A 12,236-nucleotide genomic window follows, 5' to 3' on the forward strand; every position below is an offset into this window, starting at 1 on the left:
ACTCAGGCGTCCGGCAGGGCCTTGACGAGCTCGGTGTCGTAGAGCTCCTCGAACGGCACGGAGACCGGGTCCGGCTTGCCGATGTTGTAGACCTTGATCAGGTTGTCGGCGAGCTCCTGGGTGGGCACGATGCTGCCGGTGAAGACGGGCAGGATCGCCTCGATGCCGGTCTTCCACGCGGCGTCGCTGGTGCTGGCGAAGAACTTCTGGTGCAGGGCGTCGCTGTGCTCCTGGCTGAAGTCCTTGGCGTCGTCGCGGGCCTGCGTCATCGCCTTGAGGAACTTCGTCACCGCGTCGGGCTGGTTCTTCAGGAAGTCAGGGTTGACGGCCACCACGATGTAGGGGATGTTCGCCGCTTCGGGGGCGTCCTTGACGATGTCGATGAACACCTTGCCCCAGCCGTCGGCCTCGGGGCCGGTGGTCTGGCTGGGGAACCCGGCGAGCCCGTCGGACGCGCCCTGCTTGACCGCGGCGGTGCCGGCGGCGGCGTCGCTGAACGGCTGGATCGTCACGTCGCTGTCCGGCTTGAGGCCGCCGAGGGTGAGGATCTGCCGGAACAGGAGGTCCGTCGTGGAGCCGGTCGCCGCTGAAGCGATCTTCAAACCCTTGAGCGCCGCGAGCTTCTCCTGGTACGGGGACTCAGGCGTGACGCCCTTCTGGGCCAGCTTCTCCAGCGTCTGGTTGTTGAGCGTGATCTGCTCGGGCGCCGGGGCGCCGAGCACCGCCACCACCTTGACCAGCTTGCCGGCCGCGGCCGAGGCCAGCGGAGCCGTCCCGCCGGTGAGCGCGATGTCGGCCTGACCTTGGGCGACGGCCTGGATCAGCTGGTTGGCGTTGAAGATGGAGGTCTTGTTGTCGATCTCGATGCCCTGCTGGGCGAAATAGCCCTGGGCTTCCGCCTGCAGCCTGGGATAGCTGCACAGACAGGCCGAGCCGGCGTCGATGTAACTGATCGTGGTCAGCCCGCCATCGGCGGACGCGGCGCTCTCGCCACCCTCCGGCGAGGAGGAGGCGCATCCGCTGACGAGAACCGTGAGCAGGACCGCGAGGGCCGAGGCAACGAGTTTTGTGGAACGAACCATAGGAGCGCTCATCTCCGGGGGGGCGTGCAGGTAGGCCTCAATAATTCCTGATAACGATAGGGACAGTAGAGCGCAACGTCAACGATTTCTCCGCGTCGACTTGGCGTCACCAGGACGTCTGCGAGCAGCCAGATCTTGCCCGTGACGGACTCGGCAGGCCCGGACGGACCCTCATGAGGGCAGGGTAAGCGATGGCCGGAGCGCGCTGCGCCCCGGCCCTGTGCCCTCTACTGGTTCCGTACGATTGGTTATCACCGATAGCGCGGCAGGTGCCGCGGCGGGGACGCCCCGGCGACCGGCGCGCCCGGCTTTCCGTCCGGAGACGCCCCCGGACGGCCCGATCTGTTGACGGGATCTTCAACAAGTCCTGGGCGGGCCGCGCTCAGGCGAGGGCGCCGTCGGCGCGCAGCCTGGCCGCGGCCTCGGTGATCCAGGCGGTGACCTCGCCGACCTCCGCCACGGCCCTGGGCAGGTTCAGCACCACCTCGTCCACGTCCCGTTCGGCCAGCGCACGGACGCCGGCGAGCGGCTCGTCCTCCGGGGCCCGCGCCACGATGTGGAAGGAGGAGCGCTCGCGGCCCTGTCGCTCCAGCTCCGCCTGGAGCGCGGTGACGTAGGAAGCGGTCTGGTCCGCCGTGCCGGGAGGGCCGTACCAGCCTTCGCCGTGCTGGACGGCGCGGGCCAGGGCGCGCTCGCTGGCTCCGCCGATGAGCACCGGCACCGGCGCGGTCACCGGCGGGGCGACGGTGAGCTCGGGGAAGGAGTACCACCGGCCCTCGTGCCGCACCGGCTCTCCGGTCCACGCCCGGCGCATGACGTCCAGCATCTCCTCGGTGCGGCCGCCGCGGCCGGAGAACTCCTGGTCCAGGGACTCGAACTCGGTGCGCATCCAGCCCACGCCGACCCCGAGCACGAGCCGTCCGCCGGACAGCTCCTGGGCGGACATCACCGAGCGCGCGGCGATGAGCGGGTGGCGCAGCGGCAGCACGTAGACGCCGATGCCCAGCCGGATCCGGGAGGTCGCGGCCGCCAGGTGGCCCGCCATCACCAGCGGGTCCGCGAACGGCGTCGCCGGGTCGAAGCTCGGCCGGCCGTGCGCGCTGTACGGGTACTTGCCGTCGGTCATGGTCGGCGAGACGACGTGGTCGGGGATCCACAGCCCGTGGAACCCCTCCTGCTCGGCCGTCTCCGCGATGGGCCGGTACCACGTGAGCGGGAAGCCGAAACAGCGCACCGACACCTTCATGACGCTCTCACCTTTTCTTGACATGGCAACGTGGTCACCATACTAATCATGCATACCAATTATGACTCCGGGAGGGCACAACCATGACGAAGCGCCCAGGCGTGATGGTCGCCATGTTCGACATCCCCGACTCCTTGGACGAGGAGTTCAACACCTGGTACGAGGAGGAGCACATCCCCGAGAAGATCGGCCGGGTGCCGGGCTTCCTGAGCGCGCGCAGGTACAAGGCGCTGGACGGGCGGCCGAACTACCTGTGCATCTATGAGCTGGAGGACGTCTCCGTCGTCGACAACCCCGACTACCAGCAGAACTACCGTAACGGCACGGTGACGACCGAGCGCATGAAGGCCAAGGCCAAGACCTTCTACCGCAACGTCTACGTCCAGATCCACGAGGCCGCGAACGGCCTGCCGCTGCCGGAGTGAGGACGGACATGAGCGACCTGGAGAGCCGGATCCGCCGGCTGGAGGACCTGGAGGAGATCCGCGGCCTGGCCGTGCGGTACGGGTTCGCGGTGGACGAGCGCGACCTGGACGGCGTGTGCGCGCTCTTCACCGAGGACGCCGAGCTGCGCACCATGAGCGGGCCCGGCAAGGGCAAGGGCGTCGCGGCGATCGCCGCCTACTTCGGCGGCCGGTTCGCCGCCCTGGGGCCGACGAACCACTTCACCCACGGCCACGTCGTGGACTTCGACGACGAGGACCCGGACGTGGCCACCGGGCTGGTCTCCTCGCACGCCGAGGTATGGCGGGACGGCGCGCCGATGATCACCGCGCTCCGCTACCACGACCGCTACCGGCGCGGCCCTGACGGCTGGCGGTTCAGCGAGCGGGTGCAGGCCTACATGTATTTCGTCGACGTCCGCGAGTATCCGCAGGCGCTGGGCGACCGGCTGCGCATGCGGGCGGGCGACCCCTGGAAGAAGGCGGACTGGCCGGCCGGTCTGTGACCGGGTGGAGGGCCGCTCGCGGCCCTCCACCTCAGGCCCGCGCGTCCCAGCGGATGGTCTGCTCCAGCAGCTTCGGATGCTTGCGCTCGACGTAGCGGACGTAGGCGTCGATGTGTTCCTGCATGCGGGCCTCCGCGCCCGCCGCGTCGCGGGCGGCGATCATGGCGTAGATCTCCTCGTGGGCCTTGAGGATGGCCTTGCGCCTGCGCTGCGGGTAGTCGCTGCCCACGGCGCTGTAGTCGACGGCGGCCACGGTGCCGTCGAGGATGCCGAGCAGCGAGTCGACGATGTAGCCGAAGAGCGCGTTGCCCGACCCCCAGGCGATGATGTCGTGGAAACGCTGGTTGGTGTCGAAGAAGATGTAGTCGTCGTCCATGTGGTCACGCATGTCGGCCAGGCACTGGCCCAGCTCGGCGACCTGCTCGTCGCTCATGCGCTCGGCGGCCAGGGCGCCCGTCTTGGGCTCCAGCGTGGCCCGCACCTCCATGATCGCCCGGAACGGGGCCTGCTTGACCTGCATGAGCAGCAGCATGGTGCTGGCCAGGTGGGACGGGTCGGGGTCGAGCAGCACCGGGCCGCCCTTGGGGCCGGGCTTGAGGGCGATGACGCCGTGGAACTCCAGCAGCCGCAGGGCCTCACGGAGCGTGCCGCGCCCGATCTCGTACTTCTCCAGCATGATGCGCTCGGGCAGGAGCATGTCGCCGGGGTGGAGGTCGTCCCGGCTGACGTCACGCATGATCCGCTGGGCCACCAGCATCGCGGCCTTGGGCGGCCGGGTACCGTTCGTCATGTCGCCCCTTCGTGGAGGTGATCGCCCGAGGTCCTGAATCTATGCTAACCATAGCGGTTGATACACCCCTGGTGGCGACGTCGGCGAAGCCGGTCCCGGCCGGGCGGGGTCAGCAGTCGCAGCCGATGGCGTGCGCGGGAGCGGTGAGCGGGTCCACCGCGCGGACGACCCGGCCGTGGTCGTCCTCGACAGGGTAGCCCTCGCGGGCCCAGTACTCGAACCCGCCGATCATCTCCTTCACCTGGTAGCCGAGCTTGGCGAACTCCAGCGCGGCACGGGTGGCGCCGTTGCAGCCGGGTCCCCAGCAGTAGGTGACGACCGGCATGTCCAGGGGGATCTCCAGAGGCGCGCGACGGGCGATCTGCGCGGTCGGCAGGTGGACGGCGCCGGTGACGCGGCCCTGGGTCCAGGCGTCGTCCCCCCGGGAGTCGATCAGCACGAACCGGGCGCCGCGTTCCTGGTCGGCGTGCACGTCGGAGGCGTCCGTCTCGAACTGGAGCTTGCCGGCGAAGTGGGCCACGAGAGCGTTCGCGGCGGAAGTGACGGGTGACATGCCTCGACGATACTGACGGCTCCGGCCTCGGCTGAAGAGCCGATCACCGGCATTCCGCCGCTATAGCGGGGAATTTGATGCAATATCTAGGACATGACCTTCAGTGTCCCTTACGAGCTCGACAAGGTCGACGCGAGCATCCTGCGGGCTCTCCAGGCGAACGGCCGGCAGAGCGTCGCGGACCTGGCGCGGAGCATCAACATGAGCCACAGCGCGACGGCGGAGCGCGTCCGGCGGCTCGAACAGGCGGGCGTGATCACCGGCTACGGCGCCCAGGTCGACCCGGAGCGGCTCGGGTTCACGATCATGGCCTTCCTGCGCCTGCGCTACCCGAGCAGCGCCTACGAGCCGCTGCACAGCCTGCTCGCCGAGCTCCCCGAGGTGATCGAGGCCCATCACGTCACGGGCGACGACTGCTTCGTGATGAAGGTCGTCGCCACGGACATGAAGCACCTGGAACGGGTGAGCGGCCGGATCGGCGCGCTCGGCGGCGTCACCACGAGCGTCGTCTACTCGTCCCCGCTCCCGCCGAGACCGCTGCTGCCGCCGGGACCGCCCGCCGGACCGGACGGCCCTCCGCTCAGCGGCGGGCGGGCGCCGGTGTGATCGGGCTCGCGGCCAGGTGGCGGCCTCGCGGGGTGGCGTCGGCGAGCACGCCGTCGTGGACCACCACCCGGCCGCCGACCAGGACGGTGCGCGGCCGGCCGGTGACCGTCATCCCCTCGTACGGCGTGTAGTCGGTCGCCATGTGCAGGTCGCCTGAAGTGATCGTCCAGCGGGCGGACGGGTCCCAGATCGCGATGTCGGCGTCGGCGCCCGGCATGAGGGTGCCCTTGCGGGGATACAGGCCGTTCGTCCGGGCGGGGTTGGCCGCGGTCAGCTCGACGAACCGGCTGACCGGAAGCCCGCCGCCCGCCACGAACTCCGAGAAGATCACCGGCAGCCGGGTCTCGACGCCGGGCAGCCCGTTCGGCATGGCGCGCACGTCGGACCGGCGCGACTCCTTCTGCGCCACGTCGTAACAGCAGTGGTCGCTGCCGATCGTGGTGATCTCGCCGGTGGCCAGGTGGCGGGCGAGACCGTCCACCACCGGGCGCGGGCGCAGCGGCGGGCAGCACACGAACCGCTCGGGGGCGGCCCCGGCGTAGAGGCCGTCGTCCAGCACCAGGTGGTGCGCGACGGACTCGGTGTAGGCCGCCAGGCCGCGCCGCCTGGCCGCGGCCACCAGCTCGACGGCCTCCGGCGTGGACTGGTGCACGAAGTAGACCGGCGCCTTCAGGGACTCGGCGATGGCCAGCACCTCGGCCACGGACGCGGTCTCGGCCAGCTCGGGCCGGGTCGCCGCCATGTGCTCGGCGCCGATCCGGCCGTCGTGCGAGCAGCGCGTCTGGGTGTCCTCGATGATGTGGTTGGCCTCGCAGTGGATCACCACCATGCCGCCCAGGTCACGCAGCGTGGACATGGTGCGCAGGATCGTGTCCTCGTCGGCCATCGTCTCGCCGCGGTAGGTGGTGAACATCTTCACCGTCGGCATGCCGTCGGCGACCAGCGAGCGGAGCTGGTCGGGCACCGTCTCGTCCCAGTCCACGACGCAGGCGTGCAGCGCGCTGTCGCACAGGCCGCCCGCCGCCTTGGCCCGCTGGGCGTGCGCGGCGTCGGCGGGAGCCTGGCCGGGGCGCGGGATGGCGAAGTCCACGATGGTGGTGGTGCCGCCGAACACCGCGGCCGTCGTGCACTGGGCGTAGTCGTCGAGTGAGGTGAAGTCACCCGAGGTGAAGCCGACGTGGCAGTGCGGGTCGACGCCGCCGGGCAGCACCAGCATGCCGCCGGCGTCGATCTCGGCGGTGCCGCGCGGCGCGGGCGTGCCCGGCTCGGCCAGCGCGGTCACCCTTCCCTCCGCGACGAACACGTCGGCGGGGGCGCACCAGCTCGCCTCCGCCACCGTGCCGCCGCGGATCACCACGGGGTCGCTCATCCGCCGGCTCCGGCCAGGTGCGCGCGCCAGCCGCCGGCCTCGCTGATGTCCACGACGCCCGGCGCCTCCAGCGCCTCGGCGCGCATCCGCATCGACAGCGAGCCGCTGCCGTCGGCCAGCTCGATCACGCCGAGCTCCAGCTCGGGCGGCTCGCCCGGCAGCAGGTGGTCGCGCAGGATCTCGTACGTGACCTCGTACAGCTCGCCGGGCACCGCGTAGCCGTCGCCGACCGGGTGGAGGCCGGGGAACTCGTCGCGTACGGAGTAGAACCGGTAGCGGGGCGCCGTCGTCGCCGGCCCCAGGAACCGCGCGCCGGCCAGCGCGGCGTTCAGGCTGCCGCCCGACATCGCCTGGCCGTTGACGAACATGCGCAGATTCTCCACGTGGTGCTCCTTCATGCGGTGGTGTGGCGCCGCTTGGCGAGCGCCGGGTCGGGGACGGGCACGGCGTCGAGCAGCGAGCGGGTGTAGGGATGGCTCGGCTCGCCGTAGATCTGCTCGCGGGTGCCGATCTCGGCCAGCTCGCCGTCGAGCATGACCGCCACCCGGTCGCAGAGGTAGTAGACGACCGCCAGGTCGTGGGCGATGAACAGGATGGACAGGCCCAGCCGTTCGCGCAGGTCGCGCAGCAGGTTCAGCACCTGAGCCTGGACCGACACGTCCAGCGACGAGACCGGCTCGTCGCAGATGAGCAGCCGCGGCTCCACCGCGAGGGCGCGGGCGATGGAGATGCGCTGGCGCTGCCCGCCGGAGAAGGAGCGCGGGTGGCGGTCCAGGTGCTCGGCCGACATGCCGACCGTCTCCAGCAGTTCCGCGGCCCGTTCGCGGCGCCGCCGGCGATCGGGTTCCAGCCCGTGCACGAGCAGCGGCTCGCCGACGAGCTCGGCCACGGTCATGCGCGGGTTCAGCGACGAGTACGGGTCCTGGAAGACCATCTGCATGTCCGCCCGCAGGGCGCGCAGCTCGCGCCGCCCGGCGGTGAGCACGTCGCGGCCGCCGAGGAGGACCCGGCCGCTGTCCGGGCGGGTGAGCCGGGTGACGCACCGCGCGGTGGTGGACTTGCCCGACCCGGACTCCCCGACCAGGCCGAGCACCTCGCCCGGCGCCACGTCGAAGGAGACGCCGCCCAGCACGCGCCGCCCGCCGAAGGTCTTGACCAGGTCACGGACCTGGAGCAGCGGCTCGCTCACGATTCCTCCTCCTCGGGCGCGTTCCCGGCGGCGCCGATGACGGCCAGCGGCCGGGTGACGTCGCCGCCGATGCGCGGGACGGCGGCCAGCAGCGCCCTGGTGTAGTCGTGCCGGGGCGCGTTGTAGATCTGGTCGACGGTGCCGGTCTCGACGGCCCGGCCGTGGCGCATCACCACCGCCCGCTCGGCGAACCCGGCGACGATGCCCAGGTCGTGGGTGATCAGCAGGATGGACATGCCGCGTTCGGCGGCCAGCTCGTGCAGCAGTTCCAGGACCCGTGCCTGCACCCGCACATCCAGCGCGGTCGTGGGCTCGTCGGCGATGAGCAGCGCGGGCTCGGCGATGACCGCGATGGCGATCACCACGCGCTGCCGCATGCCACCGGAGAACTGGTGCGGGTAGTCGTCGACGCGGTGCTCCGCGTCGCGCACGCCCAGCCGTTCCAGCAGCTCGATCGCCCGGCGGCGGGCCACCCTTCGGGACACGCCCCGGATGACGAGCGGCTGCATGACCTGGCGGCCGATGGTCATCACCGGGTTGAGCGAAGCCAGCGGGTCCTGGAAGACCAGGCCGACCCGGCCGCCGCGGATCTCGCGCATCCGGCGCTGCGGCAGCCCCAGCAGGTCGACGCCCTCCAGCTCGATCTTGCCGGCCAGCCGCGCGTCCGGATCCAGCCGCAGCACGGCACGCGCCGTGACCGACTTGCCGGACCCCGACTCGCCGACCAGGGCGACCCGCTCGCCGGGCGCGAGGTCGAGGTCCACGCCGTGGACGACCTGGGCCATGCCACCCGCGCCTCCCGCGCCTCCCGCCGCCGGGTAGGACACCCGCAGGTCCCGGATGCGGAGCAGGGGGTCGGTGCTCATCGCGCCTCCTGACGGATCGTCGGGTCGTTGCGCACCCGCAGCCAGTCGCCCACCAGGTTGAACGCCAGGGCGGTCAGCAGCAGGGCGAGGCCCGGGAAGGCCACGGCCCACCAGGCGTTGGTGAGGTTGTTGGCCTCACCGGCGATCATCGCGCCCCACTCGGACGAGGGCACCTGGGCGCCCACGCCGATGAAGGACAGGCCGGAGATCACCAGCATCACCGCGCCCACGTCCACCGTGGTCTGCACGTAGAGCGTGTTGAGCGCGTTGGGCAGGATGTGCCGGAAGATCAGCCGTCCCTGCGGGACGCCCATGACGCGGGCCGCGTCGACGTACTCGGCGTCCTTGACCTCGCGGACGAGCGTGCGCACCAGCCGGGCGTAACCCGGCCACCAGGTGAGCGACAGCGCGATGACCGCGGAGGACAGGCCGGGCCCGAGCGCGGCGGCCAGGCCGAGGGCCAGGATGATCGCCGGCAGCGACAGCCCGATGTCGGTGATCCGCATGAGCACCTCGTCGACGACCTTCCCGCCGAGCGCCGCGAGCGTGCCGATCAGCAGGCCGATCAGCGTGGAGGCGGCGATGACGACCAGGGTCGCCGGCAGGGTGACGCGGGCGCCGTACAGGACCCGGCTCAGCACGTCCCGGCCGTTGGAGTCGGTGCCGAGCCAGTGCTCGGCCGACGGCGGCAGGAGCGACCGGGAGAGGTCCACCGCGTACGGGTCGTACGGGGCGAGCAGCGGCCCGGCGACGGCCATCAGCACCACGAGCGCCGCCACGGCGAGGGCGATCCCCTCCACGACGGGCACCCGGCGCCGGGTCCGCGGCTTGGCGGCGGCGTGCGCGCTCATGCCGGCACCTCCGTCGCGGGGGCCTCTGAAGGTACGGTCGTGCGCCGCGCGCGGGCGCCGGTGTGGCGCAGCCTCGGGTTCAGCCAGAGCTGGACGAGGTCGACGGCGATGTTCGCCAGCACGAAGACCACTCCGATCACGAGAACCGTGCCGATCACGGCGTAAAGGTCGTTCTGCAGCACCGCGGTCACCGCGTAGGAGCCGATGCCGGTCCTGCCGAAGACGGACTCGACCAGGACGGTGGAGCCGAGCATCCAGCCGAGCTGCATGCCGAGGATGGTGCTGGCGGGCACCAGCGCGTTACGCAGCCCGTGCCGCACCACCACGCGGAACTCCGACGCGCCGGTCGCCCGGGCCAGCGCGATGTAGTCGCAGCTCAGCGCGGTGAGCATGGAGGAGCGCACGGTCCTGGCCACCACCGCCACGAACGACGCGGCGAGCGTCACGGCCGGCAGCAGCAGGTGGGCCATGGCGTCGCCGAAGGCCGCCATGTCTCCGCTGAGCAGCGCGTCCACCGAGGTCATGCCGGTGATGGCCGGCACCTGGCGGCCGAAGGAGAGCTGCCCGGTGAGGGGCAGCACCCTGAGCTCGGCGGCGAACACCAGCTGGAGCATCAGGCCGAGCCAGAACACCGGCACGGCCGCGCCCAGCAGGGTGATCAGCCGGGCGGCGGCGTCCGCCGCCCGGCCGCTCCGCCAGGCGGCGTACGTCCCCAGCGGCACCGCCACCACGATGTTGATCACCATGGCGGCGAGCACCAGTTCCAGCGAGGAGGGCAGCATGGCCGCGACATCCTCCAGCACCGGGCGCTGGGTGAACACCGACGTCCCGATGTCTCCCTGGAACAGCCGGCCCATGTAGGCCAGGAACTGGTCCCACACCGGCTGGTCCAGGCCCAGCCGGGCGGCGACGGCGGCCACCTGCTCGGCTGTCGCGTTGCGCCCGGCGGCGGCGCGGGCCGGGTCGCCGGGCAGCACCTGGGTCATCAGGAACGTGACGACGGCCAGGCCGACCAGCACGACGACGCTCGTGACGAGCCGCCGGAGCAGCAAACGGGCCATGCGGGGGTCCCTCCTCGTACCGCGGCTCAGCCGACCTGGATCTTGTAGACGTCCACGGTCTGGTGGTGGGCCGGCTGGTAGGTGTAGCCGGTCAGGCCCTGGCGCAGGACCGTCACGTACTGCGAGTTCGCCAGGTTGACGGCGTAGTGGTCGGCGGCGATGAGCTTCTGGGCCTCGCTGTACGCGGCGCACCGCTCGGCCTCGTCGGTCGCCTGCTGGCCCTGCTCGGTGAGCTTGTCGACCTCGGCGTTGTCGTAGCCGCCGCTGTTCAGCCCGCCGTTGGCGAAGCTGGAGTGGAACTGCAGGTACAGCACCGCGTCCGGGTCCGGGTACGGCGGGAAGCCGTAGATCATGCCGAGGTCCGGCGTGGTCTCGTTGGTCTTCAGCCGCTCGACGTACTGCGGGTAGGTGATGGCCTCCAGGTTCAGCTTGACGCCGATCTCGGACAGGTTGGACTGCAGCAGCGTGGCGGCCTGCTCCATCTCCGCCGTGGCCTTCAGGTACGTCATGGTGAGCGTGACATTGCTCAGCCCGGCGTCGGCCAGGATCTGCTTGGCCTTGGCCACGTCCCTGACCGGCTGCGGCGTGGTCTCGTCGAAGCAGGTCATGCCGCTGGGCAGGACGCCGACGGCCTTCTTGCCGGCTCCCTTGAGGATGGCGCTGACGTGCTGGTCGTAGTCGTAGGCGTGCGCGATCGCCTCACGCAGCTTCGGGTTCGACACCGCCGAGTCCTTCATCTTGAAGAACACGTACAGCTGGACGTTGGTGTCGGCCTTGTCGACCGTGAACCCGGAGCCCTCCATCCCGGCCCAGTCGGTGGGCGCGATGTCCATCGCGATGTCGACGTCGCCCGAGGCCAGCGCCGTCTTCTGGGTCGCGGCCTGCGGGAGGTAGCGGAACACCACGTCCTTGGCCTGGTTGGTGAACCCGCCCCAGTAGCCGTCGTAGCGGGTGAAGCGCGCCTCCTGGTTGGCGGTGTAGCCGGCCAGCTTGTACGGGCCGGACCCGGCGTCGTTGGTGGCCAGCCACTTCTGGCCGTCGTCGTCGCCGGCGTTGGCGGTCACGAGCTTGGAGTTGAGGAGGTAGACGCGGGTGAGCGCGGAGGCGAACGGCGCGTTCGGCTGCTTGAGGTTGATCCGCACGTGGGTGTCGTCCACGACCTCGGTGGAGTCGTAGGCGCTCACCAGGGACGCGACGCCGATGCCGAGCCGGGCGACGCGGTCTAGCGTGTACTTCACGTCGGCGGCCGTCAGCTTGGCGCCGTCGTGGAAGGTCACGTCGTCGCGCAGCGTCAGGTCGAGCGCGGTGCCCTTCTCGTCGAACTTCCACTCCGTGGCGACCGACGGCGACAGCTCGTTGCCCTCGTACCGCAGCAGCGTGTCGTAGGCCGGGATGGACACCTCGTCCACGGTGGAGTTGTCCGCCTGGACGGGGTCGAAGGTCGCCGGGGGCTCGTTCTCGGCGATGATCAGGGTCTGCTTGCGCGCGTCCGCACCTGCCCCGGTGGAGCCGGCGCCGCCGCCGCACGCCGCGAGGGCGAGGGAGGCGGCCAGGGCGGCCGCGACCAGACGCAGGGGACGGACCCGGCGGGACGGTCCCGCTGATGGGGGGATGCGGTGGTGCATGGATCTTCTACCCTTCATGAGTACGCCGTTGCGGCGAACACCTGCTTCC

14 protein-coding genes are annotated in these 12,236 nt (G+C 71.1%); 3 read left to right on the forward strand and 11 right to left on the reverse strand.

The window, feature by feature from the left end; translation table 11 throughout:
- Positions 1-2: 2 nt before the first annotated feature.
- Together ACIBF7_RS38480 and ACIBF7_RS38485 are read right to left on the reverse strand one after the other, a co-directional pair.
- Positions 3-1,082, reverse strand: a complete 1,080-nt coding sequence (locus tag ACIBF7_RS38480; protein WP_397199316.1) for an ABC transporter substrate-binding protein — start codon at positions 1,080-1,082, stop codon at positions 3-5.
- 382 nt (positions 1,083-1,464) lie between these two features.
- Positions 1,465-2,328, reverse strand: a complete 864-nt coding sequence (locus ACIBF7_RS38485; RefSeq protein WP_397199317.1) for a TIGR03619 family F420-dependent LLM class oxidoreductase — start codon at positions 2,326-2,328, stop codon at positions 1,465-1,467.
- 83 nt (positions 2,329-2,411) lie between these two features.
- Here ACIBF7_RS38485 and ACIBF7_RS38490 point away from each other — a divergent pair, with 83 nt between their 5' ends.
- Together ACIBF7_RS38490 and ACIBF7_RS38495 are read left to right on the forward strand one after the other, a co-directional pair.
- Entirely contained in the window at positions 2,412-2,753 is a 342-nt protein-coding gene (locus tag ACIBF7_RS38490) for a DUF4286 family protein (protein ID WP_148031073.1), read from the forward strand.
- 8 nt (positions 2,754-2,761) lie between these two features.
- Positions 2,762-3,277, forward strand: a complete 516-nt coding sequence (locus ACIBF7_RS38495) for a nuclear transport factor 2 family protein (protein ID WP_148031072.1) — start codon at positions 2,762-2,764, stop codon at positions 3,275-3,277.
- A gap of 31 nt (positions 3,278-3,308) precedes the next feature.
- Here the strand turns inward: ACIBF7_RS38495 and ACIBF7_RS38500 are convergent, their stop codons facing one another.
- Complete coding sequence (locus ACIBF7_RS38500; RefSeq protein ID WP_397199318.1) at positions 3,309-4,067, reverse strand: FadR/GntR family transcriptional regulator; 759 nt, start codon at positions 4,065-4,067, stop codon at positions 3,309-3,311.
- A gap of 109 nt (positions 4,068-4,176) precedes the next feature.
- Positions 4,177-4,620, reverse strand: a complete 444-nt coding sequence (locus ACIBF7_RS38505; RefSeq protein ID WP_397199319.1) for a rhodanese-like domain-containing protein — start codon at positions 4,618-4,620, stop codon at positions 4,177-4,179.
- 93 nt (positions 4,621-4,713) lie between these two features.
- Here ACIBF7_RS38505 and ACIBF7_RS38510 point away from each other — a divergent pair, with 93 nt between their 5' ends.
- A complete protein-coding gene (locus tag ACIBF7_RS38510; RefSeq protein ID WP_148031069.1) occupies positions 4,714-5,226 on the forward strand; it encodes an Lrp/AsnC family transcriptional regulator in 513 nt (170 codons plus the stop codon).
- Here the strand turns inward: ACIBF7_RS38510 and hydA are convergent.
- The 7 genes from hydA to ACIBF7_RS38545 are packed head-to-tail and all read right to left on the reverse strand — an operon-like array spanning position 5,201 to position 12,187.
- On the reverse strand, positions 5,201-6,595 hold the full coding sequence (gene hydA / locus ACIBF7_RS38515) for a dihydropyrimidinase (RefSeq protein WP_397199320.1): 1,395 nt from the start codon (positions 6,593-6,595) through the stop codon (positions 5,201-5,203). The genes ACIBF7_RS38510 and hydA overlap by 26 nt on opposite strands.
- Positions 6,592-6,978, reverse strand: a complete 387-nt coding sequence (locus ACIBF7_RS38520) for a gamma-glutamylcyclotransferase (protein ID WP_148031067.1) — start codon at positions 6,976-6,978, stop codon at positions 6,592-6,594. Before ACIBF7_RS38520 ends, hydA begins: the two co-directional genes overlap by 4 nt.
- Before the next feature lie 11 nt (positions 6,979-6,989).
- Positions 6,990-7,784 (reverse strand): ATP-binding cassette domain-containing protein, encoded by a 795-nt coding sequence (locus tag ACIBF7_RS38525; protein WP_261808486.1) that lies wholly within the window; start codon positions 7,782-7,784, stop codon positions 6,990-6,992.
- Positions 7,781-8,650 carry an ABC transporter ATP-binding protein gene (locus ACIBF7_RS38530; protein ID WP_397199321.1) on the reverse strand — a complete coding sequence of 290 codons (870 nt, stop codon included), beginning with the start codon at positions 8,648-8,650 and terminating at the stop codon, positions 7,781-7,783. The genes ACIBF7_RS38525 and ACIBF7_RS38530 overlap by 4 nt, the downstream gene beginning before the upstream one ends.
- A complete protein-coding gene (locus tag ACIBF7_RS38535) occupies positions 8,647-9,501 on the reverse strand; it encodes an ABC transporter permease (RefSeq protein ID WP_148031064.1) in 855 nt (284 codons plus the stop codon). The genes ACIBF7_RS38530 and ACIBF7_RS38535 overlap by 4 nt, the downstream gene beginning before the upstream one ends.
- Positions 9,498-10,562 (reverse strand): ABC transporter permease, encoded by a 1,065-nt coding sequence (locus ACIBF7_RS38540; RefSeq protein ID WP_397199322.1) that lies wholly within the window; start codon positions 10,560-10,562, stop codon positions 9,498-9,500. Before ACIBF7_RS38540 ends, ACIBF7_RS38535 begins: the two co-directional genes overlap by 4 nt.
- A 26-nt stretch (positions 10,563-10,588) precedes the next feature.
- The gene (locus ACIBF7_RS38545; protein ID WP_397199323.1) at positions 10,589-12,187 is read right to left on the reverse strand and encodes an ABC transporter substrate-binding protein; all 1,599 of its coding nucleotides are present in this window, start codon (positions 12,185-12,187) and stop codon (positions 10,589-10,591) included.
- Positions 12,188-12,236 lie beyond the last annotated feature (49 nt).

The sequence above is a fragment of the Nonomuraea sp. NPDC050478 genome, assembly GCF_044458265.1.
GTDB classification, from domain to species: domain Bacteria; phylum Actinomycetota; class Actinomycetes; order Streptosporangiales; family Streptosporangiaceae; genus Nonomuraea; species Nonomuraea ferruginea.

Coding starts and splice junctions, on each gene's coding strand:
- ACIBF7_RS38480 (WP_397199316.1), bottom strand. CDS start 1,082: ATGGTTCGTTCCACAAAACTCGTTGCCTCGGCCCTCGCGGTCCTGCTC.
- ACIBF7_RS38485 (WP_397199317.1), bottom strand. CDS start 2,328: ATGAAGGTGTCGGTGCGCTGTTTCGGCTTCCCGCTCACGTGGTACCGG.
- ACIBF7_RS38490 (WP_148031073.1), top strand. CDS start 2,412: ATGACGAAGCGCCCAGGCGTGATGGTCGCCATGTTCGACATCCCCGAC.
- ACIBF7_RS38495 (WP_148031072.1), top strand. CDS start 2,762: ATGAGCGACCTGGAGAGCCGGATCCGCCGGCTGGAGGACCTGGAGGAG.
- ACIBF7_RS38500 (WP_397199318.1), bottom strand. CDS start 4,067: ATGACGAACGGTACCCGGCCGCCCAAGGCCGCGATGCTGGTGGCCCAG.
- ACIBF7_RS38505 (WP_397199319.1), bottom strand. CDS start 4,620: ATGTCACCCGTCACTTCCGCCGCGAACGCTCTCGTGGCCCACTTCGCC.
- ACIBF7_RS38510 (WP_148031069.1), top strand. CDS start 4,714: ATGACCTTCAGTGTCCCTTACGAGCTCGACAAGGTCGACGCGAGCATC.
- hydA (WP_397199320.1), bottom strand. CDS start 6,595: ATGAGCGACCCCGTGGTGATCCGCGGCGGCACGGTGGCGGAGGCGAGC.
- ACIBF7_RS38530 (WP_397199321.1), bottom strand. CDS start 8,650: ATGAGCACCGACCCCCTGCTCCGCATCCGGGACCTGCGGGTGTCCTAC.
- ACIBF7_RS38535 (WP_148031064.1), bottom strand. CDS start 9,501: ATGAGCGCGCACGCCGCCGCCAAGCCGCGGACCCGGCGCCGGGTGCCC.
- ACIBF7_RS38540 (WP_397199322.1), bottom strand. CDS start 10,562: ATGGCCCGTTTGCTGCTCCGGCGGCTCGTCACGAGCGTCGTCGTGCTG.
- ACIBF7_RS38545 (WP_397199323.1), bottom strand. CDS start 12,187: ATGCACCACCGCATCCCCCCATCAGCGGGACCGTCCCGCCGGGTCCGT.